Genomic DNA, 26672 nt, shown 5'->3' with positions numbered 1-26672 from the left:
ACCGGGCGCTTTACCCTACAGAATGAGCAAATCACCTCGCGGTGAACCTGAGGGCGTCCGGTATGCCAATACAATGTGAGCGAGGAGAACGTCGTGCTAGAAGAATACCGTAAGCACGTTGCCGAGCGTGCTGCCCAGGGGATCGTTCCTAAACCATTAGATGCTTCCCAAATGGCCGCGCTGGTTGAACTGCTGAAAAACCCGCCAGCGGGTGAAGAAGAATTTCTGTCCGATCTGTTAATTAATCGAGTCCCGCCAGGTGTTGATGAAGCGGCCTACGTGAAAGCCGGCTTCCTGGCTGCTGTCGCCAAAGGCGAAGCGACCTCTCCTCTGGTTTCCCCAGAAATAGCCATAGAGCTGTTGGGAACCATGCAGGGCGGTTACAACATCCACCCGCTGATTGATGCGCTGGATGATGAAAAACTGGCCCCCATCGCGGCCAAAGCCCTGTCCCACACGCTGCTGATGTTCGACAGCTTCTACGATGTGGAAGAAAAAGCCAAAGCCGGTAACCCGCACGCTCAAAAAATCCTGCAGTCCTGGGCCGATGCCGAATGGTATCTTTCCCGCCCTGAGCTGGCTGAAAAAATTACCGTTACCGTCTTCAAAGTCACCGGCGAAACCAACACCGATGACCTGTCTCCCGCTCCTGATGCCTGGTCCCGTCCTGATATCCCACTGCACGCGCTGGCCATGCTGAAAAACGCCCGCGAAGGCATTGAGCCGGACGACGCTGGTAACATCGGCCCGATTAAACAGATTGAAGCCCTGCAGAAGAAAGGTTTCCCTCTGGCCTATGTCGGCGACGTGGTCGGTACTGGTTCTTCCCGTAAATCCGCTACCAACTCGGTACTGTGGTTTATGGGCGACGACATCCCTAACGTGCCGAACAAAAAAGGCGGCGGCGTGGTGCTGGGCAACAACATCGCCCCAATCTTCTTCAACACCATGGAAGATGCTGGTGCCCTGCCGATTGAAGTGGATGTGCAAAACCTGAACATGGGCGATGTCATCGACATTTATCCGTACAAAGGTGAAGTGAAGAACCATGAAACCGGCGAAGTGCTGGCGAACTTCTCACTGAAAACCGAAGTGCTGCTGGATGAAGTGCGTGCCGGTGGTCGTATCCCGCTGATCATTGGTCGCGGCCTGACTACCAAAGCGCGCGAGTCTCTGGGCCTGCCACACAGCGATGTGTTCCGTCTGGCGAAAGACGTGGCGGCAAGCACCCGTGGCTTCTCTCTGGCGCAGAAAATGGTTGGCCGTGCCTGTGGTACCGACGGCGTGCGTCCTGGCAGCTACTGCGAACCAAAAATGACTTCAGTCGGTTCTCAGGACACCACCGGTCCAATGACCCGTGATGAACTGAAAGACCTGGCGTGTCTGGGCTTCTCCGCCGATCTGGTGATGCAGTCATTCTGTCATACCGCCGCTTATCCTAAGCCAGTTGATGTGTCGACTCACCACACTCTGCCAGACTTCATTATGAATCGCGGCGGCGTTTCCCTGCGTCCGGGCGACGGTATCATCCACAGCTGGCTGAACCGTATGCTGCTGCCGGATACCGTGGGAACCGGTGGTGACTCACATACCCGTTTCCCAATCGGTATTTCCTTCCCGGCAGGTTCTGGTCTGGTGGCGTTTGCTGCTGCGACCGGCGTGATGCCACTGGATATGCCTGAGTCGGTGCTGGTGCGCTTCAGAGGAAAAATGGAGCCGGGGATCACCCTGCGCGACCTGGTTCACGCCATTCCTCTTTACGCCATCAAGCAGGGCTTGCTGACTGTTGAGAAGAAAGGGAAGAAAAATATCTTCTCCGGCCGTATCCTGGAAATCGAAGGTCTGCCAGATCTGAAAGTTGAGCAGGCGTTTGAACTCTCCGATGCCTCCGCTGAACGTTCTGCTGCTGGCTGTACCATCAAGCTGGGCAAAGATCCGATCATCGAGTATCTGAACTCCAACATCGTGCTGCTGAAGTGGATGATCTCCGAAGGTTACGGTGACCGCCGTACGCTGGAGCGCCGTATTCAGGGCATGGAAAAATGGCTGGCCGAACCTGAACTGCTGGAAGGCGATGCCGATGCGGAATACGCAGCGGTGATCGACATCGATCTGTCGGAAATCAAAGAGCCAATCCTCTGTGCGCCGAACGATCCGGACGATGCCCGCCTGCTGTCGGACGTGCAGGGCGAGAAGATCGATGAGGTCTTTATCGGTTCCTGTATGACCAACATCGGTCACTTCCGAGCGGCTGGTAAGCTGCTGGACAGCCATAAAGGCCAGCTGCCAACCCGTCTGTGGGTGGCTCCGCCAACCAAGATGGATGCGGCCCAGCTGACAGAAGAGGGCTATTACAGCGTCTTCGGTAAGAGTGGTGCACGTATTGAGATCCCGGGCTGTTCACTGTGCATGGGTAACCAGGCGCGTGTGCAGGACGGCGCGACGGTAGTTTCCACCTCGACCCGTAACTTCCCGAACCGTCTGGGTACCGGTGCAAACGTCTATCTGGCATCCGCTGAACTGGCTGCGGTAGCGTCTCTGTTGGGCAAGCTGCCAACGCCGGACGAGTACCAGCAGTTTATGGCGCAGGTTGATAAGACGGCGGTGGATACCTATCGCTATCTGAACTTCGACCAGTTGAGCCAGTATACGGATAAAGCTGACGGCGTGATTTTCCAGACTGCGGTTTAAACCATGCAGGAGGATTAAGCTGATGAAAATAGCTTAATCAGGGATCGGCTGAACGATCCATGCATTTTATTGAACCGGGAAAGTTTTCTTTCCCGGTTTTTTTATGCGAATTTCTTAGCGTGGTGCTGTTTTGTCTTCTCCAGGCGTTCCTGGTTTTGATACTTTTGTGGAGGTGGTTGATGAAATGATGAGTACATGGAGAAAGAACCCTTTTTTAACTGTGGTTCTAACCTGTTGATTTATCGTGCTCTCTTAGAAGGTGTTTAAAAAAGTTTTTTTCGATTTTGGTTAGATTTATTTTTAAAACAATGAGTTATGATGCAACTGTCACTTTTCACTGCTGTACAGGCAGCACACAGCGCAAAGCTGTCAGGTACGCGGCGACACCGCCTTCTTCATAGATATCATCTAATGCCATCTGTGAGTAGACTTCGGCGTAATCCGGATCGGCTTTCAGTTCCTCAATCATGGCAGCATCATGATTGGCTGAAGGGGATGATTCTCAGAAAGCTGCCTTGATTGCTGCTTCATTATTTCTCTTCATGTCCTTTCTCCTGATAAAGCTGCTTTTCCCGAGCCAGCCTGCGATAATGCGAGTCATCCCCCGGTAAATTACCGCCACTGCGCGGAAAATGCACGGTATCCGTGCGCGACAAATCAGTCAGGTCAGAGGAAAGCACCATGGAATATGAATTTTTACGAGACGTCACCGGCGGGGTGAAAGTACGCATGTCGATGGGGCATGAGGCTGTGGGTCACTGGTTTAATGAAGAAGTGGATGAAAACCTGGCCCTGCTTGACGAAGTGGAAGCTGCCGTGGCAGAAGTGAAGGGCAGCGAGCGCCAGTGGCAGCGCGTCGGCCGCGAATACACGCTGTGGATGGATGAGGAAGAAGTTATTGTCCGCGCTAATCTGCTGAGCATTGAAGGCGATGAGATGGAGGAAGGAATGAGCTACTACGACGAAGAGAGCCTGTGCTTCTGCGGCGTGGAAGATTTCCTTGCCGTGATTGCTGCCTACCGCGCATTTTTGCAGGGGCGATAGCGGACAGTGCGCCAGTTGAAGCACTGCTTCCCTGCCAGTGAAGATTCAGGCTGGCGGTTTTAATCCCGCCTGGCTTGTGAGTCTTTCGCCCGTCACCGCTCGTAAGCGTCGTTTTCCGTCAGCGTCATTGCCGGTGCATCTACAGTGACCTGCTCAAAGTGCAGGTTATTGACGCCAGCAATCTTGCCAAATTCCTGCGCCTGCAAATGAACATGGCTGAAATGAAGTTTATTAATCGGGCACTCCTCCGTGCCTTCAATAAAGAAAGCACGGGAGAAATTCTGCTGCCGGGTAAGCTGGCTGGTGATATGGGAAATCATAATATTTTCCACGCGCGTCAACCCGGCCATTCCCTCCACGCCCTCGCTAAGTTTGCGCCAGTGTAAAGGTTGCTGATCGCTGACTTGCTGGCCGTAGCTGTATTGCGGGAACCAGTTCAGCTGTAGCATAAAAGGGTAACAGACATCCTTTAACGTCAGATGTCGCACGATAATATCTCTGATAAAGCCCCCGCGATTACGGGATGATTTAATACGAAATCCTACGCCGGTACCAGAGAAGTGATTATGCTCAATAATAACTCTTTCGATGCCACCAGAAGTTTCGCTGCCCAGCGTAATACCAGAACCTTTATGCAGTTCGCAATTGCGGATAATAATATCGCTCGCCGTTTTTGCCAGCTGCTGCGCTTCTGCGCCGCGTCCCGATTTAACGCAGATATTGTCATCATTGCAGGAAACGCTGCAGTTCTCGACGCGAACATGCTGACAGGAGTCGATATCAATGCCGTCGGTACTGGGGCCAGTGGAGTTGTTCACTGCCACATTCTGCAATAAAACCTGAGTTGAGTAGCACAGATGGATATTCCAGAAGCCGGATTCTCGCGAAGTAAACTCACTCAGCGCTATCGCTTCACTCTGATAAACCACCACATTTCGCGGGCGCTCGCACTCGTAATCGACCACCCAGCGCAACCCTTTTTGGCTGTACTGCGCCAGCATGCCGCCGTTTTCATCATCGCCCCAGAATTTATGCCACCAGAAGGCACCCTGTCCGTCGAGGGTACCTGCTCCGGTCACTTTCACGTTACGGCACTGGTTAATATTCAGGATCCCCGCAGGCCAGGGCATCTCAATACCGGCGACACGAGTCGGTATTCTGCGGTAGTCCTCCAGCCGCTGGCTGCCCAGTAACACCGCGTTTTCAGCCAGTTCCAGCGTCAGATCGCTTTTAAGAAACAGGGAACCAGTCAGAAAACGTCCGGAAGGAATAAATACGGTATCGCCCGATGAGGCCCGATCGATAGCATCTTGTATTGCCAGAGTTGCGAGAGTGACACCGTCCGGAACAGCACCGAAATCTGAAATGTTTAAAATCGCCATTTATCCTGCCTTCAGGTACGAATCGAAAAGGATTAACGTTATCAAACTATCATCCATAAACGGCCGTATTATTGTTTCAGGTCAGGTATTTTAGCGTACTGATAAGCGGGGGAAAACGGATGAATTATGTGCTCTGCAGCCCTGGTCTGTCCCAGGGCGTCCTGATTAAAAAAAGCGTTTCTGCCTATAAAGAAGCGCCCCCGCAAAGTACCAACTCCTGTCCTGTCATTGCTCCGGCGGCGGGTGACAGCAGATAGCTCACCAGTCCGGCCACTTCCTCCGGCTGAATATAGCGTCCAATGGGAGGCAGCTTCGGCGGTGAGCTTTCCCTGCCCGGCATATTGAGCATTGGCGTGGCGGTGGCCCCCGGTGCGACGATATTGGCGGTGATACCCCGTGGAGCCAGCTCTGTTGCCCAGCTTCGCACCATGCCTTTCATGGCCGATTTGGTGGCAACGTACTGGCTGCGGCCTGCCGCCCCGGTTGACGTCCGGCTGCCGAGCAGCACAATCCGGCCTCCTTCTGTCATCGCCGGAGCAAAAGTGTTGGCCAGGCATTCCGCCACGGTGATATGCAGATGCCACAGCTGACGGCTGACCTCCTCATCCAGCTCACCCAGTGGCGCAGCCTTCATCATCCCGGCAGCATGCACAATCGCCTGAGGGGCTTCCATGTCTGCCAGTACACTACCCAGCTGCTGGCGATCGTTCAGATCGACCGACAGCGAGGTGAAGGCCGGATGGTCGCGTTCGATCCTTCTCCGGCTCAGGCCGGTTACCTGCCAGCCATCAGCCAGCAGGCGTTTCACCACCGCCTCACCAATCCCTGAGCTGGCCCCGGTGACCAGCGCCTGGCCCATTTTCATTGTGTCACCCACTCTTCATTCACACAGACGTATTTGATTGCCTGACGATACCAGGTATAAGCGATGTGCAGCTCGCCATTCACGCCCTGTTTGATGCTGGGATAGGAGAACTCGCGGTTGAGCTTCTGCTGCGAGTTATTGGTCATGCAGTAGCCGTCGCCCTCGTCGAGGTTGCGCTTCCACGGCCAGCTTTTGCCGCCATCTTTTGAAATCGCCAGCGTCATTGGGGCACGCGGTGCGCCCCAGAAAGCTGTTTTACCGGTACGCACCACGGGCTCAGCGGCAACGGCAACGCCCTCATCTTCATCCTCAATCTCGTCATACAGCGACAAACGGCGCTCGCTGGCACCTTCGGCGCTCATGGCATTATAAACCAGCGCCAGATCGCCATTCGCCAGCGTGGTCACCTGAATGGACGAATTGTTATTTGGCAGGTCAGTTGGCTGCGGCGCTGACCAGCTTTCACCGTTATCTTCCGAGCGGCTGAGGTAGATATGATCCGCCCAGCGGCTGCGATACAGCGCCAGCAGCGAGCCATCCTGCAGTAGTGTGATATTCATATGCACACAGCCGGTGCTGTCCGGCACGATCACGTCGCGCCAGCTCCTGCCCTGATTGGCAGAGATTTTCACCGCGCTGGTGTCGTTATTGCCGACCCATTTTTCACCGGGCTTCGTGGTGCAATAAAACACAGGAAGCAGCCAGTTGCCGTTCGGCAGCACCACCACCGGCTGGCGGATAAAGGTGCCGGGACGATCCAGCAGGGTGGCAATCGGCCCCCAGCTTTTACCCAGATCCATCGACTGGCGATAGCGCACAATAGCGGTGTCCTGATTGCCGGATTTCTGCGCGGTGTACATCAGCCAGAGCACGTTATCCGGGGCCAGAAACAGCACCGGATTCTGCTCCGATCGGCTGCTGTCTTCCGACAATTTCTGCGGTTCACTCCAGCGCTGGCTGCCTTTTGCCAGCCGCGAGCACCAGATGGAGATATCGGCAATCCCCTCCTGAGTGCCGCCAAACCAGCAGCAGAGCAGGTCGCCATCCGGCAGCGGCAGCAGATTGGCCGCGTGATTCTGTGGGCAGGCAGAGGGCAGCATCGCCACCTGTAGCTGGCTGTCGTTTTCGGCCGGATGAACCAGGCCATTGCGATCCACGGTCACTGTTTCCTTCATATTACGCTCCACTCTTTTGCAGACTGTTTTTGGTTTGCTTACTGCTTTCACGACGTGGGATCAGATGGTCAATGACCATAATCACCGCTGGAGTAATCAGTGCGATATACATGTTGTTGATACCGAACGGGTCACCCAGCACGAACCACACCGAGGTCACCACGCAGGCACCAATCAGCCCCCAGTTGGCTCCTCTGGCGCTTTTAAACATCGGCAGATAGAAAGCGATAATTGCCACCACGGAAATCGACAGGCGGATAGCGCGTGTGAAGAAAGAGAGCTTCAGCACTTCCGGTACGAACAGCACGAAGACCAATGGGGCAAAGCCGATGACCAGCGACAGCAGACGTGTCATTTTGAACTCGCGCTCTGGCGTCGGGTTACGGTAGGGCACGTAGAAGTCTTTGACGATCAGCGAGGCAATCGCCAGCGCCACCGTGCCCACGCTGACGAAGATCGAGGCGACCAGCGAAGTGGTGACGATCCCGGCCAGCCACGGACTCATATCCTGCAGGAACACCGGCAGGGCGTAGAGGCTGTTGATCTCCGGATGAAGGTACTTCGCTGCCACGCCAATCGCCGCGATGGCAAGGCCAATCGGCAGGCAGAAAAAGAAGGCCACCCAGGTCGCGCGTCGGGCTGCGGCAGGCGTTTTGGTCGAACAGATCGCCTGAATCACAAACTGGGTACAGAAGATCGACCCGATAGTCCCGATCAGCCAGGCGACAATGGTGCTGGCCCCCACGTGGCCGTCCCAGGTCCAGTAGAAGTCCGGCATTTTCTGCACCATCGGCGTGATGCCGCCGGTCATCTTCAGCGCCACGCCCAGGATAATCAGGATCCCCACGTACTTCAGGCCGCTGTGCAGCATGGTCACCCAGGCCATCCCCTTCATGCCGCCAAAGGCAAAATAGAAGGTGCTGACAATGGCGGTGATAAAGGCTGCCACCGGCAGGTTCACTTTCAGCACGGTGGAGATAGCCGCCGCGCCGCTGACGTAGTTACCGACGTTCACCAGCAGCAGGGCATAAATCATAATGATCGAGATAATGTTTTTGGTGGTGCTGCCGTACTTCTCGGCAATCGCCCCGGAGATGGTGATTTTGCCGGTGTTGTAGATGCGCTTCACCAGCAGCAGCCCGAAAATCGGGAAGCCAATAGCCGCCCCGATCACCGACCAGGAAGCGGCAAAACCACTCTCGAAAGCGGCCTGTGCAGTGCCGACGGTGGATTTGGCACCGATGTATTCAGACATCAGCATGATGCCGACGATAAAGGCGGGCATAGCCCTTGCGCCTTCCATAAAATCGCCGGAACTTTTGCTGCGTAACCGGTAAGTCAGCCAGGTGGTAAAAAGAATATAGGCCAGCACCATCCCAACGATGATCAGCGTGCCTTCAGAGGAGAACTCTTTCATAGTGATGCCTCACAATGAGTCAAAACGCGCCGACCTTCTGGTTCTGTTCGCGCCGTGTAGGGTTAAAGGAGTTTCAGACGGTGGCTATTGGCGTGGCGGGAGAACCCACTGCGCCGGGCAGCCTTAGTGGTGGTGCTGTTAATAAAAATGCGTGGCGCTGGTGGGCGCTCAGCCAGTCGGCCAGTTCGCTCATATGCCAGAGTTCGCCCAGGTAAACGCCCAGCCGGAACAGGCAAAGTTCATGCAGCGGGTGCGAAGGGTAGAACTCGTTGTTGAGCGGCTGGGCAGGCAGGATTTCAACCGCCGGGTTATCGGCCAGCAGGGCGACAACGCCGCTGTCGATCACCCACTGGCGCAGTTCAGGATCGCTGCCGTTCAGCCCGGCGAAATGTGCATTCAGGTACGCCATATCGGGTTTGCCAGCCATCTGGTAAATGGCTTCGTCCATGCCGGTGCGAAAGCAGACCAGGTCGCCCTGACGGATCCCAATGCCTTCTTCATCGAGGATCTGGCGTAGATGCTGGTAGCCAAAAGCAAAGCGCTTAATACCAAAATATTTTTTGATATCAATCATTACCGCGCGGCCCTGGATGCCGTGCTTTGCCATATTCTCGATGCCCAGTGCCTTCGCGCCGAGATGGCTGCCATGCGAACAGCCACAGCCGCCGCGATAGTCCGTTTCGCCGACGATCTCTTTTCCGGCGCGATAGCCGTTATAAAACACCATCTCCGGCTCGCCGTTGCCCGCCACGTCAAACCACTGCCCCATATGTGCCAGACTGTCCCACTGGGTGGAATACTGCAGGGCGAGAGTGACCGCATCGTCGCAAATCACATCGGTCAGACGCGCGTCATCTCTGGAGAGTGGATAGGTCATATTGGCATTCTCGCCGCGCCGGGTAGCTGCCAGCTGTGGTGGTGGCCGACGTGGGTTCATGGCCGTTCCGCCAGGCAGATCCAGCGGCAAACTCAGGCAGAAGGTCTGCCCGGTCTGCACCTCGGCAATGCCTTCTCTGACCTTTTGTGGCGTCAGCAGATTCAGCCGTCCCAGCTGATCGTCCGGGCCAAAGTCGCCCCAGGTGGCGTGTTCAGGGCGCTGTTTCCAGCGGGGGGCAGTGGTCATCAGGCTTTTCCTCCGGCGGTATTGAGCTGCATTGGCGTCACGCGCGGCAGCCAGAAGCCGTAAATCAGCGCGCCCAGCAGGCCGACAATCCCTGCCAGTACCAGCGGGATCACAAATGAGTGGGTGAACTGCATCAGCACGCCAATCAGGATCGGTGAAATGATGCCGGCGAGGTTGGCCGCCATATTCTGAATGCCGCCGATGGTGGCGACATTGGCGCGGTTAGGTGCAACGTCTGAAGGCAGTGCCCACAGCGCTGCAGAAGCAAAAGTGGCGGCGAAGTTGGCGAAGCATAGCGCGCTCAGGGCCAGCGTCACGGTCGGCGAGAAGGCCGCCAGGCCAATCACCGCGCTGCCCAGCATGCCACCGACCAGCGGAATTTTACGCGCCACGGTCAGCGAGACGCCGCGACGGACCAGACTGTCGGAAAGCAGGCCGCCGCACCAGCCGCCGACAATGGCGGCAATGCCGGGCAGCATGCCGAGAAGGCCGAACTTCATCAGCGACAGATGGAAGGTTTCCACCAGGTAAGTGGGGAACCAGGTGAAGAAGAAGTAGGAGACGAAGTTAATGCAGAAGAAACCGGCCATCATCGCCTGCACGGTACGCTGGGTGAGCAGCTGACGGATGCTCATCGGCTCACCGGTTTGCGGATCCTGATTCGCTTCAATGAATTCCACCTCTGCGGCAGATACGGTTTTGTGCTCGCGGGGATCGCGGTACCAGATATACCAGCCCACCGCCCAGATCACGGCGACCAGACCGGAGATCACAAAAGTCATGCGCCAGCCGACCAGCGCGATCAGGAAGGAAATAATCGGGATCGCCAGCGTGCCGCCGATCTTGCTGCCGTTGTTAAACGTGGCGGCGGCGAAGCTGCGTTCCTGACGAGGGAACCAGCGCGTGACCGTTGAGGAGCTGGCAGGATAGCTGGGCGCTTCCACCGCGCCGAGCATAAAGCGGAAGCCGACCAGCGCGGTTAAGCCGTTTGCCAGGCCGCACGCTGCGGTGGCAAGGCCCCAACCGAGGCTGCTGACCGCGAAGGTGATCCGTGGCCCGAGCTTATCGACCAGCCAGCCGCCCGGCAGCTGGAACAGCACGTAACTCCAGAAAAACGCCGAGAGCAGCAGGCCGCTGTCGGTGCTGGATAACTGGAGATCGTGCGACATAAACGGGATCGCCACGCTCATCGCGGCACGATCGACGTAGTTAATCGCAATTCCAAACGAGAGAACGGTAAGGATCACAAACCGCATCTTCCCGCTGGCTCTCTTTTCACCTGCGTTGGCAATCACAGCATTATCATGAGAATTGATCGACATGATCGGCTCCGGAACAGAGTTTTTTATAGTTTTAAGGCGATAAAGCCCCCGTCACACCCCATTATTGGGGTGTGAACCGGCAGGCCGCAGGGTTATGCCCGGCCCACAGACATCTGGTGCGCCGGGGCTTTTTCTTCGTCGGAAATGGGCTCGACTTTGCCCATCAGAAACAGGTAGTTGAGGATGCCGATCACCACCAGAATGGCGGAGAAAACCAGCGCCCAGGTGAAGGAACCGGTAGCGGCAACGATGGCACCGGTGACAATCGGACCGACTGCGCCACCGAGATTAGAGACGGTATTTTGCAACCCGGCCACAATGGAGACGCTGTTTTTCGGTGCCACGTCGCCGGGCAGCGCCCAGACCTGGGAAGCAGCCACGGTGGTGCCGGATTTTGCCACGCACAGCAGGAACACGGTCATAAATACCGAGTCAGTAAAGGGTGCGAAGCCAATGCACAGCGCCATCAGCAGGCCGATGGTCAGGAACAGCTTGCGGGTGGCGGTCAGTGACAGCACTTTCTTGTGCACCATACGATCCGAGGCCCAGCCAGCCACCACTTCGATGATCATTCCGCACAGCAGAGGCAGGGCGGCGATCATCCCCATCTTGATGAAATCCATCCCTTTTTCTTTCACCAGATAGGTCGGCAGCCAGGTGATAAAGAAATAGGAGGTGTAGTTAATGGTAAAGAAGCCGATGCACATCGCCCAGATGTTGCGATAGCGCAGCAGCTTGTACCACTTCATCGGTCGTATACCTTTATCACCGTGCTTGCGGGCCTGGCCTTCACGGATCAGGCTGATTTCGTGCTTGCTGATGTAGTTGTGATCTTCCGGATTCTCGGCATAGATAAAATACCAGGCGATCACCCACAGCAGGCCGACGCTGCCGATGATCAGGAAGGTCAGCCGCCAGTCGAACATGTAGATCATCCAGACGATCAGCGGCATCGCCACCGCGCCACCGAACTTCGAGGCGCTGTCGAACAGGCCGGAAACGGTGGCTCGTTCTTTGTCCGGGAACCAGCGGGCGGTGATCCCGGCATTGCTGGGGTAGGCGGCCGCTTCTCCGACACCTAACGCCAGGCGCAGGGCCAGCAGGGATTTAAAACCGGTTGCCAGCCCCATCACCGACGTGGCGATGGACCACCAGGCGACGGCCAGACCAAGACCCTTTTTCTGGCCGAAACGATCGGCGAACCAGCCCGCCGGGATCTGCAGCAACGAGTAAGACCAGAAGAACGCCGCCATGATGAAGCCCATCATTTCTGGGTTCAGCTTCAGCTCGTCGATCAGGTGCGGAGCCGCCGCCGACAGCACGGTGCGGTCAATATAGTTGATGGCGATTGCCAGCCACATCAGGCCTGCAATCCACCAGCGGATACGGGTATTACCAGCAGAAGTGTTCATAGTCTTAGCCCGGTACAGAGGTGGTTATTCGCTGGATCGTGGTCCAGCTTTGTTTAACGGGGCGGGAACGACGCCCCGGGCCTGATTACAGTGAATTCATCACGTTGACGGGTCGTTGCTGCTCTTTCACACACTGAATAATTTGCTGCACACAGCGCTCGCCGATGGCGCTGATCGCCCCGTCGGTGTAGCCCGCGATATGCGAGGTGGGGATAAAATTATTCAGCGAGAACAGGGGATGCGTCTCCAGCGGTTCATGATCAAAGACGTCTGCGGCTGCTCCGGCGATCGCATTGTCGGACAGGGCGTTAAACAGATCGGCTTCATTCACCACGCCACCGCGTGAGACGTTGATCAGAAAGGCCGATTTCTTCATCCTCGCGATTCTGGCAGCATTAAAGAGGTTGCGGGTTTCATCGGTCAGCGGCGTATGCAGAGTGATAAAGTCACACTGCTCCGTCAGCCGATCCAGGCTGGCAAACTCAATATTGTGCTCATCGGCAAATTTCTGGTCGGGATAGAAATCAAACGCCAGCACGCGCATGTTGAAGCCGCTGGCACGCAGGGCGACCTGCTTACCGATATTGCCGAGGCCGATAATGCCCAGCGTTTTGCCGTACACATCGGTGGCGAAAATGCGTGGCCACTGCCCGGCACGGGTTTCCACTGCGGCCGTTGTCACCTGACGTGCCGCATTGAGGATCAGCGCAAAAGCGAAGTCGGCCACGGCATGTTTGTTGGCATCCGGCACGTTGGTCACAAAGATACCGCGTGCTTCAGTGGCGTTCAGATCGATATTGTCGACGCCCACGCCGTGCTTGCAGACAATCTTCAACTGCGGTGCCAGCGCGAGTAATTCTTCATTTACGTCGGTAAAGGCTACGATCATCGCAACCGTCTCTGCCAGGTGCGGCTGCAGCGCGCTCAGCGGCGCATCGGCAGGCAGCGCGACCAGCTCAAAACCCTGCTGGCGCAGCGTGTCGATCGGCTGGGCATCGTATTTGGCGAATGAGGGAGAAGTACAAATCACTTTCATCTTGCGTATCCTGGTATCAAAGCAGGCGGCACCGCAGCGCCGCCGCAAAATCAGTGAGTGTATTGATTGACGATCTGGCGAATGCGTTGCTCTTCTTCGGCGCTGAAGCGCACGGCATAGCGGCTTTCGCCCACGTCATGGCCCATCAGCGAGACGGCTTTTTTCACCGCCGCAGGCGAGAAGCCTACGCTGTAAAGATCGGTACGCAGGCCGGTGACGTTTTCCTGTGCCTTGTGCGAACCAGCGATATCACCCGCGTGGAAGTGCGCCCAGATGGCATTGATTTCATTCGGTGCCACGTTAGCCAGCCCGGAGATGCAGGCAGAGCAGCCATCCACAAAGCCCTGATGGATCAGGGAATCTGGGCCGTTCAGCACGTCAAAATTATCAATGCCTTCCGCCGCTTTCAGGAAGCCGCTCAGGCTCTCGTAGCTGCCCGCGCTGTCCTTGATGCCGACAATGTTCGGGTGAGCGGCCAGCTTGCGCACCGTCTCCGGTTGCAGCGTGTTGCCGGTGCGTGCCGGAATGTTATAGAGGAAAACCGGCACGTCCAGCGCATCGGCGACTTCTTCGTAATGGGCGATCAACTCTTCCTGCTTCAGCGGAACGAACCAGGGAGTGATCACCGAAACGGCATCCACGCCCAGAGCCGCAATTTGCTTGCCGAGGCGAATGGTTTCACGGGTGGAGATCTCGCCAATGTGCGCGACCACGTGCGCTTTGCCTGCCACTTCTTCCATGCAGGTTTTCGCCACGGCCAGCTTCTCTTCGGCGTTCAGCACGAAGAACTCGCCGTTGGTGCCGCCGCAGAAAATGCCGTTACCGGCTGCCAGCTGACGCTGGATCTGCACGCGCATGGCCGCTTCGTTATAGTCGCCATCTTTAGTGAACGGCGTGACGATGGCGGTCAGTACGCCGGTGATTTTTTTGTTCATGGTGTCCTCTTAATCTGTTAGTGATTCTGTGCCGGGAACAGCGCCAGATAGACGTCGCGGACATCATTTGCGCTGACCGGGGCAGGAACGTTTTTCATCAGGCGCTGTACGTCCAGCGCGGCTTCGACGAGATAGGGCAGGTGATCTGAGCCGATGCCAAGTTCATCCAGGCTGGCGGGCAGCTTCAGGCGCTTCACCAGCGCGGAGAAATAGTCGACCAGCGCCACGGATTTCTGTTCTTCGCTCAGTGACGGATCCGCATCCGGCAGCAGGTCATAGGCCTGAGCAAATTTGCTCACCGCAGCCGGGCGCACAAAGCGCATGCACGGAGCCAGCAGGATGGCATTCGCCACGCCGTGGGGTATGTGGTACTTGCCGCCGAGCGGATAGGACATGGCATGAACCAGGTGCGTACCGGCATGAGCAATCGCCGCGCCGCCGTAATAAGAGGCCCAGAGCATGTCGAGGCGGGCTGCCAGGTTGCCAGGTTCTGCTACGGCAATTTCCAGGCTGGTAAACAGTTTTTTCAGGCCAATCAGCGCATAGTTATCGCTTACCGGATTCGAAACGGTGGCGGTGAAGCACTCAATCAGATGGCAAAGCGCGTCAATACCGGTAGAGGAGGCGATGTGTGCAGGCATGCTGGTGGTCAGTTCCGGAGCCAGCACCACATAGTCTGGCAGCATCACCGGGGAGATAATGCCGACCTTGGTCTCTTTCTCAGGAATGGCCAGAATGGCGTTTGGCGTGGCTTCTGAGCCGGTGCCTGCGGTAGTCGGGATCAGCAGTGAAGCGGTGCGGCGCTGTGGCTTTTCGCCTTTCAGCAGCGCTTCCAGCGTTGGCGCATTCTCCACGCAGAGCACCGACAGCAGTTTAGTGACATCCAGCACGCTGCCGCCGCCGACGCCAATCACCAGATCCACACCGTCGGTATTCAGCGTTGCTGTAATCGCGGCCACATCGTGCTGGCTTGGCTCTGGCGGCACGGAGTCAACCATGGTCACTGCCTGAACCTTACTGCCAATTTGCTTAATCAGCGTCTGCACCGCTGGAATGCCAGCGATGTTCTTATCGGTCACCAGCAGGACGTGCTGTACGCCGTGCAGCAGATAGCCAATGTCATTGAGAGTCTGGTAGCCACTGATTACGGTGCTGTTGATATTCATTCGCCTTACCTTATGCCTTGCCGTCGTCGAATTGATTGTATTTCGTCATTTTCCCGCCAGAATGCGCGAGCTGTGCCTAATTTTATAGGACAAATTGATTTCGATTAATTTGATCTTGCTCACATATAATCAATCATGATTGAATATAATCATATTCAGCGGAGGCCATCGGCTTCCCTTCTTTTCAGCAGGAGACGAGATGACGCGCAATCAGTGGAAGCAGCCTGTACTGGCTATCGCCGACGACTTTACCGGGGCTAACGATGCCGGTAGCGGGCTGGCCAGAGCAGGTGCGCGGGTCAACGTTCTGTTTGATGTGGCGGCGGAAGTGGCAGATGCGCAGGCGGATGTATGGGTGATCAGCACCGACAGCCGGGCAGTCAGCGCGGAGACGGCGGCACAGCGTACCCGACTGGCGGTTGAACGCTGGGCGGAGAAAGTTCGTGGCGGTTGGATATTTAAGAAGATGGATTCAACGCTGCGCGGCAATCCGGGCGCAGAGACAGAAGCAGCCTTGCTGGCAAGCGGAGCCGCTGCGGCGCTGGTGGTGCCTGCGGTGCCGAAACTGGGCAGAACCACGCGGGAAGGTCTGTGCTACATCCACGATCGCCTGCTGACGGCAACAGAGTACGCCAGCGATCCTAAAACGCCGGTGAGTAACGCCAGCGTGCTGGCGCGGCTGCAGGAACAAAGTGAGCTGAAGGCTGGGCTGTTGCCGCTTTCTACGGTACGCAAACCGGATCTGGCTGCCAGCATGGCTGCGGCCATAGCTGAAGGACAGCGGCTGATTGTGGTGGATGCCGAAACCGATGAGGATCTGCTGCACATCATGCGTGCGGCGGCGGCGTTACCGGCCAGGCCACTGCTCGCCGGGGCTTCCGGACTCAGTGATGCACTGAGCGACCTGCTGACGGAAAGTGATGAGGCCAAAGCCTCTTTATCCGCGCCGCTGAGCCCTCAGTCTACAGTGCTGGCGGTGGTCGGCTCGATGAGCGAAATTGCCCGGCAGCAGATTTCCCGGTTGCAGCAACGCTATCCGCTGCAGCTGATTGACGTCAGCATTCAGCAAATTTTCAACGGCGAGGGTGCAGATGCGCCATGGCGGCAACAGGCAATCAACGCGCTGCAACAGGGGCAGCACTGCGTGATTCGCACCTGTCAGCAGGCGAGCCAGCGCGAGGAAATTGACGCGCTCTGTGCGCAGTATGGCCTGACCCGCCAGCAGCTGGGCGAACAGATTTGCGCTTTCCTGGCCGGGCTGACCCGCGATGTCCTCAGCGACGTGCAGCCTGCCGGGCTGTATCTCTCCGGCGGAGACGTGGCGATTGCGGTGGCGCGAGGCCTGGGGGCTGAAGGGTTCAGGATTATGGGGCAGGTGGCGGGCTGTGTGCCCTGGGGCCAGCTGCTGAAGAGCAAAAACGACCTGCTGGTGCTTACCAAGGCTGGCGGTTTTGGTGATGAAAACACCCTGGTAGAAGTTTTTCGTTTTATTGAGGAGAAGGCTGGTGAGTAAAATTATTGCGGTTACCATGGGCGATCCGGCGGGTATTGGCCCGGAAATTATCATCAAATCCCTGGCGGAGGGAGAGCTGTCAGGTGCACCTGCAGTGGTGGTGGGCTGCGCCAGTACGCTGCAACGCATTACAGGCATGGGCATCACACCACAGGCTGAGCTGCGGGTGCTGAACAACGTGGCTGACGCGCACTTCGCGCCGGGCATTATCAATATCATCGACGAGCCGCTGGCTAACCCGCAGGCGCTGAAGCCGGGCGTGGTGCAGGTTGAGGCAGGTGACCTGGCTTACCGCTGCGTGAAAAAGGCCACTGAGCTGGCGATGGCGGGCGAGGTGCATGCCATTGCCACCGCGCCGCTAAATAAAGAAGCGCTGCATTCGGCAGGGCATCTGTATCCCGGCCACACGGAGCTGCTGGCGAAACTCACTGGCAGTAAAGATTACGCGATGGTGTTGTACACCGATCGACTGAAGGTGATCCACGTGACCACCCATATCGCCCTGCGTAAGTTCCTTGATACGCTGAACCGTGAGCGCGTGGAGACGGTCATTGGCATGGCAGACACCTTCCTGCGTCGCGTTGGCTTTGATAATCCACGCATTGCGGTGGCCGGGGTTAACCCTCATGCCGGAGAAAACGGCCTGTTTGGTGACGAAGAAATTAAAATCGTCGGCCCTTCCGTCCAGGCTATGAAAGCGGAAGGCCTGAACGTCTTCGGCCCGTGCCCGCCGGACACGGTTTTCCTGCAGTGCTATGAAGGCCAGTACGATATTGTGGTGGCAATGTATCACGACCAGGGACACATTCCGCTGAAGCTGCTCGGCTTCTACGACGGGGTGAATATCACAGCCGGACTGCCGTTTATCCGCACTTCTGCCGACCACGGAACGGCATTTGATATTGCCTGGACAGGTAAAGCGAAGTCTGAGAGCATGGCGATCTCCATCCAGTTAGCGATGCAGCTCGCATAAGGACATATGAAGGGACAAAGTCGCCTCGACCAGATTATGGACTATCTGAAAAGCCATAATCTGGTGACCGTCGATCAGCTGGTGGCTGCGATTTCAGCGTCACCGGCGACTATCCGGCGGGATTTGATCAAGCTCGATCAGGAAGGGGTTATCAGCCGGTCGCACGGCGGGGTGACCCTCAACCGTTTTATCCCTGCTCAGCCGACCACGCTGGAAAAAATGCAGCGCAACCTTGCTGAGAAGCAGGCCATTGCCCGGGCGGCGGCCAGTATGGTCAGCTCAGGTGATTCAGTGGTGCTGGACGCGGGTACCACGATGATGGAACTGGCCCGACAGCTGACGCATCTTCAGCTGCGGGTGATCACCGCCGATCTGCATATCGCGCTGTTTCTGTCCGAATTTAAACAGATTGAGGTGACGATTATTGGCGGACGGATTGATGATTCCAGCCAGTCCTGTATTGGCGACCATGGTCGCAGGCTGCTGAGGAATCTCTATCCCGACGTGGCGTTTGTCAGCTGCAACTCCTGGAGTCTGGAGAAGGGCATCACCACGCCGACCGAAGAGAAAGCCGGTCTGAAAGAGGATCTGCTGGCCAATGCGCGACGCCGGGTTCTGCTGGCCGACAGCAGCAAATACGGCTCCTGGTCACTGTTCTGTGCCACGCCGTTGCAGAACCTGACCGATATCGTCACCGACAGCCACCTGAGCGATGACGTTTACCACGAATTGTGCGGGCATCCCTTCGACCTTCAGTTGACCCAATCCTGAAGCACAAATAAAAACGGGCGACCCTGAGGTCACCCGCTAATCACCGTTGATTATCTTACGGCGCGACGGACGGAATGTTGCGTCCGTAGTAAATCTCACGCATCTCTTTCCACAGCAGATCGGTAATGCGTTTGTGCTCCTGCTGGCTCAAATCTTCCGGTCTGGTGTTGAACAGGTAGTGTTTCAGATCGAACTCTTTCAGCAGCATCTTGGTGTGGAAGATATTCTCCTGGTAGACGTTCACATCCATCATGTCGTACATCGACTTCATGTCTTCGGACATAAAGTTCTGGATCGAATTGATCTGATGGTCGATGTAGTGCTTCACACCGTTAATGTCGCGGGTAAAACCGCGCACGCGATAGTCAATGGTGACGATATCGGATTCAAGCTGGTGGATCAGATAGTTCAGCGCTTTCAGCGGAGAGATCACGCCACAGGTCGACACTTCGATATCAGCGCGGAAGGTACACAGGCCGCCTTCAGGGTGGCTTTCCGGATAGGTATGCACGCAGATATGGCTCTTATCCAGGTGCGCAACCACGGAATTTGGCAGCGGACCAGGGTGCTCAGAGTTATCGATGTCTTTCGGATCGATCGGCTCTTCGCTGACCAGGATCGTCACGCTGGCGCCCTGAGGCTCATAGTCCTGGCGGGCGATATTCAGCACGTTAGCGCCGATAATCGAACAGGTTTCGCTGAGGATCTCCGTCAGGCGGTTGGCATTGTACTGCTCATCAATGTACGCAATGTAGCCGTCACGCTCCGCATCGGTATTGGCGTAACAGATATCGTAGATACAAAAACTCAGGCTTTTCGTCAGATTATTGAAGCCATGTAGTTTTATTTTTTGCAATTTAGTTCACCCCCTTGAGATGGCCGGTCACTCGGCCAGCGCATTCAACAGATATTGCGGCAGGGCAAAGCTGCCAGTGTGGATCGCCGGATTGTAGTACCGACACTGCAGACCTGCCGCGTCAAAACGCGCCTGTAGAGTGGCGGTATCCAACTGACGCAACGCCGGGTAGTCGCTGGCCCAGGCAAAGGTCATGATGCCACCGTAATAGGTGGGGATCGCCGCCTGGTAGAAGCTGACGTCGCCAAAATAGTGGCTCAGCTTGCGATGGCTGTTGACCGCTTCATCCTGCTGCAGGAAGCACACGCCATTTTGCGCCACGAAGATGCCATTTTCATTAAGGCAGCGGCGGCAGCCTTGATAAAACTCGGAGGTGAACAGGCTTTCGCCCGGACCGATGGGATCGGTGCAGTCAGAGATAATGACGTCAAACTTGTCGGCACACTCACGGACGAAGTTAACGCCATCGTCAATCACCAGATTGAAACGAGGATCTTCATAAGCGCCAGCGCTGTGGTTTGGCAGGTACTGCTTACAGAAGGTCACCACGCCCGCATCGATTTCTACCATAGTGATGTGTTCGATGTTTTTATGACGGCTGACTTCACGCAGCATGGCACCGTCGCCACCGCCGATAATCAACACCCGCTTAGCCGCACCGTGGGCCAGCAGCGGAACGTGCGTCATCATCTCATGATAGATGAACTCATCGCGCTCGGTGGTCTGCACCACGCCGTCAAGTGCCATCACGCGGCCTAAGGCGGCGTTTTCAAAGATGATCAGATCCTGATGTCCGGTCTGCTCACGGTACAGTACTTTGTCGACAGAAAAATACTGTCCGAAACCGGCATGAAGCGTTTCATACCACATTTCTTTTTCGGCCATGATAGGGTTCTCCTGGTCAAAACTGCCACGAAAAATGGGCGCGATATAATAGCTAACTATGACCGTGGTTGCACGGTCAAATTATCAGCAGGAAAGGAGGCTGGGACGGGGATTATTTCACGTAGGCGAGCAGACTCAGGGAATCCCGGGCCAGTGATTTGCACTTCATGTCGTTAGGGACGGCGATGCCGCTGAGATCTTTGTAGCTGTCTTCGCCCAGCGACTTCATGTTGTAGCTGTTGTAGTTGCTCAGATCCCAGCGATTCTGCTGGGCAAAGAACACCAGCGCCCGGCGGATCTGACCGTCCGGTAAATCCTGGTAGCCACAGTCATTTTTGAGATAAACAAACACAGCGGTCAGATCCGCCAGATCTTCCGCTTCCGACTCGCTAAGCGCAAAACTTGTCGACGAGAAGCCAAACAGACCCAGTAACAACAGAGCCTTGATGCTTTTCTTCATAATTGTTCTCAACCGATTGCAATAGCCTGACGTTAGCACAGTTATTGGCAGGCTACAGTCAATTTTGCCAGGGAAATGTCCGGATCTGATGATTTTCTTGTTCCCGGGGAAACAACGCGGCTCAGAAACTTGACCTTCCCTCAGGGGAAGGGTAAAAGAAATATTCCCACGTCTCTTAGTGTCTACTCTGTCACCTTTTAACGCCTGCCATCACTGGATCCCCGCCATCTTAAATTCTACCTTTGTCTACTGGCGTTGCAGGAAATCAACCTGTAACTGGGGGCCTCTTACGGGGCCTTTTCAGCAGATAAGGAGATAGGGATATGCCGTTAACCGCCCGCCCGGCTGGCGAACGGCAATGACTCCATGATGACGGCGGTTGCTGCCGCCCTGGCCGCGCCGCTGATTGGTCTGGCCGGTGCGGACGGTTTCGGCATTCATTTTTATGAACAGTCCAGCGCGGGCAAAACCACCACGGCTAATGTTGCCACCAGCCTTTACGGGCACCCCGATTTACTGCGCCTCACGTGTTACGGCACCGCGCTGGGGCTGGCGAACGAGGCCGCCGCCCATAACGACGCGCTGATGCCGCTGGACGAGGTCGGACAGGGCATTGACCCGTGGAGCGTGGCGCAGTCCACCTATGCGCTGTTTAACGGCGTGGGGAAACTTCAGGGCGCGAAGGAAGGTGGCAACCGTGATTTAAAACGCTGGCGCACCGTGGCAAACAGCACCGGGGAAATGGATATCGAAACCTTTATCGCCGGTGCGGGGAAGAGTATCAAAGCGGGCCAGCTGGTAAGGCTGCTGAATATTCCACTGAGCAGGGCCACAGAGTTTCATGAGTATCAGAATGGGAAACACCACGCTGACGCGCTGAAAGAGGCCTGGCAGAATAACCACGGCGCGGCGGGCCGGGAATGGATTAATCACCTTGCCGCCCACCAGCAGCAGGCGGGAGAGGTCGTGCGGGCCGCCGAAAGCCGCTGGCGCTCGCTGGTTCCGCCGGACTAAGGCGAACAGGTTCACCGGGTGGCGGCGCGGTTTGCCTTACTGGAAGCGGCGTTACTGCTGGGGCAGGTGATTACCGGCTGGGATATGCAGACGTGTCGGGATGCCATTCAGCACAGCTTTAAAGCCTGGCTGGGCGCTTTTGGCACGGGCAACAAAGAGAGAACAGGTTATCGGGCAGGCCGTGGCGTTTCTGAATGCGCATGGTCAGGGACGTTTCGCGCCCGTTCAGTATGACCCGAGGGATTTTCCCCTCCCGGAAATTTACGGCTACAGGGACGCGGGAGAGCGTTACGACGCGCCGGTGCTGTATTACGTGCTTCCCACCCCGTTTAAAGAGCAGGTGGCGAAAGGTTTTAATAAAGACTCTGCTGCCAGAATCCTGCACGAAGCCGGAATGCTGAAAAAGCCCGCCAGCTGCAAGGGCTGGCAGATGAGAACGCCCAGGCTTAAGCACCTCAACAACGCCCGCCAGTGGACTTACTGCCTTTCCTTCCCTGATGAAGGTAACGAATCTGAATAACACTCACACGCGAGAGGAAAAACGGTCATCCCGTTTATCCCAGGTGCATTTATTAATGATTTATTTATTGTTATTTAAGAAAAAAACAAACAATTTCCGGGATAACTCCGGGATAAAACCAGGCCGTTTTGGGATAACTCAGGGGGATTTTGGGACAATTTTTTACCCTAGCTGGCCGGGATAAGGTGGAAACGGGTTCAGCTTGTCCCAAAACAGGGGGGAGTTATCCCGGAAATTAAAATTTAATTGTTTTAATTCATCCTGTTAGTCTTTTTGGGATAAACGGGACAGCCGGGATAACCGTTTTTTTGTATATATACATGAATCGTGCGTGTGAATGCGTTTTGCCACCGCTGGTGGCCGTTATGCAGCCTGTTTGCAGGCAGCGGGCTGGCCTGATGAATCTTAAAGTGCTGGATATTAACGGCTTAACTTTTGCTTAATCAGGGTGTAAGGTGACCCGGATGATTTTTGTCCAAAAGGAAATGGATATGAGTATCAGCCTGCCCGGGAATTATCTGTATTACCTGCCCAAAGACGATCTGGAACCTGAAAAGTACGAGCGCATTATCTCCCCTCTCTCTGCGTGGCGTCGCATATGTGAAAAGTATGAATTTGACGACAGTCGCAGCGGCGGCGTTTATCTAATCAGTATGCGGGAGCGGGCTTTTTACATGAATCCCCATCAACCTCCCTCACATGGCGTACGCGAAAAAGCCAGGCTTGAACGCATGGTTAAATCTGGTGACGTGGTGATGCTCAGTGATTTGTATGGCCCCGGTAAAGTTTTTTATATTGATGATGAAGGTAAGCTGAGAGGGAATGATTCATCAGCTTTTTCATCTGAAGCCGTTAAAAAGATTGTCCGGGAATATGACCGCTCAGTAAGCGGCAGGGATTATCGTGCCACAGGAGGCAAACCACGCCCGACTAAACGGGAAGTGATAAAAAGAGCGGCAGCTCCACAACCAGAAATCTATGGAACGATAAACAGCAAGATGGCAGGCCGGTTGCTGGCTGCCGGTGGAGTGTATAACCAGAATCCGGAGATGTTTGCAGATACGGCCAGAAATCTTGGTGGTGAGGCTGCGGAAGGGTTTGACCAGGTATTAAATGAAAAAACAGCAGGAGCCGCTATAGCAGCGTCTTCAGTACTGTTAGCAATGAATCGTTCTGGATCGCAAGACATACTCAAAGAAACTCAGGAATTACAAAAGACCCTACGGGGAGCCGAGAGAGCTGCGAAATTTGCTAAGAACTGGCCTGAGGCAGATCTAAACGCTGCTGTAACAAAGTTTGCTGGTGATAAACCGATAGTTACCATGACTGATAAGGGTAAGCGTATATACCAACATCCTGAGACAGGGGTAGAAGTTGTTGAGGACATATCAGGGAGTTATTTTAGGATACATGATCCATCATTATCAGGGAAACGGACATATTTAGACCTTGATGGAAATGTCCCTAACAATAAAACCTTAGAAAATGGTAAGCTGGCTGGAAGAAATCAGAGTGAATATAATGAAGTAACACACTTTAGAATTAAAGGTGAATGAAGATGAAAAATATAACTGTACCTGTTAATGAAGATGCGATGTCTCGTCTGGATTATGACAACTGCGAGCCAGATGATTTGATTGAACTTTTCATTAATGATGATGAGTTTAACTCCCTTTGGAAAAGCGGAGTTTTTGAAAAGTTTAATGATAAATTTTCGATGCATATTGATGATTATGAGGATGAATCGTTAATGGGCTTGGATAATTTATTAGCAGCAAAAGAGATGCTTGAAAGTATAAAATCTGAAGATAAAACTTTCCTTGATTTAAAAGCTATGTTTGATAAAGCGGTTGAATGTAATACAGGTGTGTTTTTCTTTTTTTAAGTTCATTTTGATTGCGGTTTATTTTGGCAAGGCCCCACTTTTGACAAGCGGGGCCTTGACTTAAGACAAAAGGAGTGTCCTGAAAGGAATGTATGACGTCAGCTATTGATGATACATCATCTAAGCATAGAAGAAACATTGCCTCATGTGTGAATCATTCGAGGTGCTCAATACTTAATTTCTTTTTTTAAGAACGTTAAACATTTACAGGATGTGTTGGCAACGCATGAAAGACTAACCAGAACTGGCCCTTATGGTAACGTGGGGTTAGTAGGTATCAAGATCACCTTGTGTGATAAGATTGCTGCGTCTGAGTCTGCAACGTTGCATGTTTTTTCATCCGCCGCCTTCACGTGTAACTAAATGTAACAGGAAAATAATTTATTTTGGGGGCTTTAATGGGGGCCTTCAACAACTGATTTTTTATTTTATGATTTAAAATCATCAAATTATTAATAACTTGACCTTCCCTCAGGGGCAGGGTTTATGCTGCGGCGCAGTTAATGATTGCCAGGATAAGGAAGGGCTGATGCAACGCCGTGATTTTATTAAGTTGAGTGCCGCAATGGGGGCTGCCAGCGCGCTGCCATTATGGAGCCGTTCTCTGATGGCGGAGCAGGTGCGCCCGGAACTGCCTGTTCCGGCGTTACTGACGCCGGACCCGCGCGGGATGATCAATATCGCGGCGCAACAGGGCCAGACCCAGTGGATGGGAAAATCCTTCACCACCTGGGGCTATAACGGCAACCTGCTGGGGCCGGCCCTTCAGCTGGAGCGCGGCAAACCGGTGACGCTCAACCTGCATAACAAGCTGCCGGAAGCGACCACCGTTCACTGGCACGGGCTGGAACTGCCTGGCGAGGTGGATGGCGGTCCGCAGGCGCTGATTGCACCGGGGAAGTTCCGCACCGTCAGTTTCACTCCCGATCAGCCGGGCGCAACCTGCTGGTTCCATCCCCATCAGCACGGCCGTACCGGTTACCAGGTTGCGCAGGGGCTGGCCGGGTTGGTGATCCTGAAAGATGACGCCACCGAGAAGCTGCTGCTGCCTAAAATCTGGGGCGTCGATGATATCCCGGTGATCCTTCAGGACAAGCGGCTGAGTAAAGACGACGGCAAAATCGATTATGAGCTGGACGTGATGAGTGCGGCGGTGGGCTGGTTCGGCAATACCATGCTGACTAACGGCGCAATCTATCCGCTGCAGGCTGTGCCGCGTGGCTGGCTGCGTCTGCGTTTGCTGAACGGGTGTAATGCCCGTTCGCTGAATCTGACCACCAGTGACCACCGCCCGATGTACGTTATCGGCAGCGATGGCGGGCTGCTGACGGAACCGGTGAAGCTGATGGAACTTTCAATGATGCCGGGCGAACGCTTCGAAGTGCTTATTGATACCCACGATGGCAAAACTTTTGACCTGCAGACACTGCCGGTGCGGCAGATGGGCATGACGCTGGCCCCGTTTGACCAGCCGTTGCCCGTGCTGACTATTCAGCCGTTGCAGATCCTCGCCAGCGGCTCGCTGCCGGACAAGCTGGTGGACGTGCCTGCACTTCCTGCGCATGAAGGAGTGAAAGAGCGCTGGCTGCAGTTGATGATGGACCCTGAGCTGGACCGCCGTGGCATGCTGGCGCTGATGGAGAAATATGGCCGTGCCGCGATGGCGGGCATGAGTGGCGATGCGCATGATAACGATGGCGATAATTCTGCGGGTAAGGGCGGGATGGACCATGGCGCGATGCAGGGTTCAAATCAGGGGTCAATGCAGGGAATGGAGCACGCATCGATGCCGGACATGCAGCATAATCAGGCAGGTTCCACATCTTACGATTTCCGCAATGGCAATAAAATCAATGGGCTTGCGTTTGATATGACGACACCGGCCTTTGATGTGCAGCAGGGCGTACTGGAAAAGTGGACGATCTCCGGCGAAGGCGATGAAATGCTGCATCCTTTTCATATTCACGGCACTCAGTTCCGTATCCTCTCCGAGAATGGCAAACCCCCGGCACCACACCGCAGCGGCTGGAAAGATATGGTCCGCGTGGAAGGCTGGCGCAGCGAAGTGCTGGTGCGCTTCAACCACGCCGCAGCCAAAGATCAGGCCTATATGGCGCACTGCCATCTGCTGGAACATGAAGATACCGGCATGATGCTGGGGTTTACCGTGACGGGTAATAGCGCTGACGAGAGCTGAGGCCTGAATCCATCGGATCATTTCTGGTGA

22 protein-coding genes and 1 pseudogene are annotated in these 26672 nt (G+C 55.3%); 9 read left to right on the top strand and 14 right to left on the bottom strand.

Annotation, left to right across the window (positions count from 1 at the left end):
- Positions 1–93: 93 nt before the first annotated feature.
- Positions 94–2691, top strand: a complete 2598-nt coding sequence (acnB, locus tag GSQ70_RS06565) for a bifunctional aconitate hydratase 2/2-methylisocitrate dehydratase (protein ID WP_158781801.1) — start codon at positions 94–96, stop codon at positions 2689–2691.
- A gap of 334 nt (positions 2692–3025) precedes the next feature.
- On the opposite strand, the gene GSQ70_RS26230 is transcribed toward acnB, so the two are convergent.
- Positions 3026–3160: a hypothetical protein gene (locus GSQ70_RS26230; RefSeq protein ID WP_255455402.1), complete on the bottom strand. Its 135-nt coding sequence runs from the start codon at positions 3158–3160 to the stop codon at positions 3026–3028.
- A gap of 212 nt (positions 3161–3372) precedes the next feature.
- On the opposite strand from GSQ70_RS26230, the gene yacL reads away from it, so the two are divergent.
- Positions 3373–3735, top strand: coding sequence for a protein YacL (yacL, locus tag GSQ70_RS06560; RefSeq protein WP_158781800.1), 363 nt, complete (start codon positions 3373–3375; stop codon positions 3733–3735).
- Positions 3736–3827: 92 nt separating this feature from the next.
- Here the strand turns inward: yacL and GSQ70_RS06555 are convergent, their stop codons facing one another.
- From GSQ70_RS06555 to GSQ70_RS06510, 10 genes are all read right to left on the bottom strand, one after another.
- Positions 3828–5117 (bottom strand): glycoside hydrolase family 28 protein, encoded by a 1290-nt coding sequence (locus GSQ70_RS06555; protein WP_158781799.1) that lies wholly within the window; start codon positions 5115–5117, stop codon positions 3828–3830.
- Positions 5118–5301: 184 nt separating this feature from the next.
- A complete protein-coding gene (locus tag GSQ70_RS06550) occupies positions 5302–5976 on the bottom strand; it encodes an SDR family NAD(P)-dependent oxidoreductase (protein ID WP_158785246.1) in 675 nt (224 codons plus the stop codon).
- Positions 5977–5978: 2 nt separating this feature from the next.
- A complete protein-coding gene (locus tag GSQ70_RS06545) occupies positions 5979–7157 on the bottom strand; it encodes an exo-alpha-sialidase (protein ID WP_158781798.1) in 1179 nt (392 codons plus the stop codon).
- Position 7158: 1 nt separating this feature from the next.
- Positions 7159–8574 (bottom strand): sodium:solute symporter family protein, encoded by a 1416-nt coding sequence (locus GSQ70_RS06540; RefSeq protein WP_158781797.1) that lies wholly within the window; start codon positions 8572–8574, stop codon positions 7159–7161.
- A gap of 73 nt (positions 8575–8647) precedes the next feature.
- Positions 8648–9697 carry a cyclase family protein gene (locus tag GSQ70_RS06535; RefSeq protein ID WP_158781796.1) on the bottom strand — a complete coding sequence of 350 codons (1050 nt, stop codon included), beginning with the start codon at positions 9695–9697 and terminating at the stop codon, positions 8648–8650.
- Positions 9697–11019 carry an MFS transporter gene (locus GSQ70_RS06530; protein WP_158781795.1) on the bottom strand — a complete coding sequence of 441 codons (1323 nt, stop codon included), beginning with the start codon at positions 11017–11019 and terminating at the stop codon, positions 9697–9699. The genes GSQ70_RS06535 and GSQ70_RS06530 overlap by 1 nt, the downstream gene beginning before the upstream one ends.
- Positions 11020–11111: 92 nt before the next feature.
- Positions 11112–12431 carry an MFS transporter gene (locus GSQ70_RS06525; RefSeq protein WP_158781794.1) on the bottom strand — a complete coding sequence of 440 codons (1320 nt, stop codon included), beginning with the start codon at positions 12429–12431 and terminating at the stop codon, positions 11112–11114.
- An 85-nt stretch (positions 12432–12516) separates the two neighbouring features.
- Positions 12517–13467, bottom strand: coding sequence for a phosphoglycerate dehydrogenase (locus GSQ70_RS06520; protein ID WP_158781793.1), 951 nt, complete (start codon positions 13465–13467; stop codon positions 12517–12519).
- A gap of 50 nt (positions 13468–13517) precedes the next feature.
- Positions 13518–14402, bottom strand: a complete 885-nt coding sequence (locus tag GSQ70_RS06515) for a dihydrodipicolinate synthase family protein (RefSeq protein WP_158781792.1) — start codon at positions 14400–14402, stop codon at positions 13518–13520.
- A gap of 17 nt (positions 14403–14419) precedes the next feature.
- Positions 14420–15568 (bottom strand): iron-containing alcohol dehydrogenase, encoded by a 1149-nt coding sequence (locus GSQ70_RS06510; protein WP_158781791.1) that lies wholly within the window; start codon positions 15566–15568, stop codon positions 14420–14422.
- A gap of 199 nt (positions 15569–15767) precedes the next feature.
- Between GSQ70_RS06510 and GSQ70_RS06505 the strand changes: the two genes are divergently transcribed.
- From GSQ70_RS06505 to GSQ70_RS06495, 3 genes are read left to right on the top strand one after another with little or no spacing between them, the layout of a single operon-like run.
- Positions 15768–17081 (top strand): four-carbon acid sugar kinase family protein, encoded by a 1314-nt coding sequence (locus GSQ70_RS06505; protein WP_158781790.1) that lies wholly within the window; start codon positions 15768–15770, stop codon positions 17079–17081.
- Positions 17074–18054 carry a D-threonate 4-phosphate dehydrogenase gene (locus GSQ70_RS06500; protein ID WP_158781789.1) on the top strand — a complete coding sequence of 327 codons (981 nt, stop codon included), beginning with the start codon at positions 17074–17076 and terminating at the stop codon, positions 18052–18054. Before GSQ70_RS06505 ends, GSQ70_RS06500 begins: the two co-directional genes overlap by 8 nt.
- Before the next feature lie 6 nt (positions 18055–18060).
- On the top strand, positions 18061–18825 hold the full coding sequence (locus GSQ70_RS06495) for a DeoR/GlpR family DNA-binding transcription regulator (RefSeq protein WP_158781788.1): 765 nt from the start codon (positions 18061–18063) through the stop codon (positions 18823–18825).
- A 55-nt stretch (positions 18826–18880) separates the two neighbouring features.
- Here the strand turns inward: GSQ70_RS06495 and speD are convergent, their stop codons facing one another.
- The 3 genes from speD to GSQ70_RS06480 all read right to left on the bottom strand — a co-directional run bounded on the left by speD (position 18881) and on the right by GSQ70_RS06480 (position 21026).
- A complete protein-coding gene (gene speD, locus GSQ70_RS06490) occupies positions 18881–19681 on the bottom strand; it encodes an adenosylmethionine decarboxylase (RefSeq protein WP_158781787.1) in 801 nt (266 codons plus the stop codon).
- Between the two features lie 27 nt (positions 19682–19708).
- Positions 19709–20566: a polyamine aminopropyltransferase gene (gene speE / locus GSQ70_RS06485; protein WP_158781786.1), complete on the bottom strand. Its 858-nt coding sequence runs from the start codon at positions 20564–20566 to the stop codon at positions 19709–19711.
- A 112-nt stretch (positions 20567–20678) separates the two neighbouring features.
- Positions 20679–21026: a YacC family pilotin-like protein gene (locus GSQ70_RS06480; protein WP_158781785.1), complete on the bottom strand. Its 348-nt coding sequence runs from the start codon at positions 21024–21026 to the stop codon at positions 20679–20681.
- Positions 21027–21365: 339 nt separating this feature from the next.
- Between GSQ70_RS06480 and GSQ70_RS06475 the strand changes: the two are divergent.
- The 4 genes and pseudogenes from GSQ70_RS06475 to cueO form a co-directional block, all read left to right on the top strand.
- Positions 21366–22560 (top strand): annotated as a pseudogene (locus tag GSQ70_RS06475) (DUF927 domain-containing protein); the annotation flags it as partial.
- 464 nt (positions 22561–23024) lie between these two features.
- Positions 23025–24116, top strand: a complete 1092-nt coding sequence (locus GSQ70_RS06470; protein ID WP_233268254.1) for a hypothetical protein — start codon at positions 23025–23027, stop codon at positions 24114–24116.
- Between the two features lie 2 nt (positions 24117–24118).
- Positions 24119–24445 (top strand): hypothetical protein, encoded by a 327-nt coding sequence (locus tag GSQ70_RS06465; RefSeq protein WP_158781784.1) that lies wholly within the window; start codon positions 24119–24121, stop codon positions 24443–24445.
- 529 nt (positions 24446–24974) lie between these two features.
- Positions 24975–26642, top strand: a complete 1668-nt coding sequence (gene cueO, locus GSQ70_RS06460; RefSeq protein WP_158781783.1) for a multicopper oxidase CueO — start codon at positions 24975–24977, stop codon at positions 26640–26642.
- Positions 26643–26672: the final 30 nt, after the last annotated feature.

Origin of the sequence: Pantoea sp. BAV 3049 (assembly GCF_009765445.1) — a bacterium.
Taxonomy (GTDB): Bacteria; Pseudomonadota; Gammaproteobacteria; order Enterobacterales; family Enterobacteriaceae; genus Erwinia.
The sequence above is the reverse complement of the archived record's forward strand: the minus strand, read 5'-3'. Positions and strand labels throughout refer to the sequence as shown.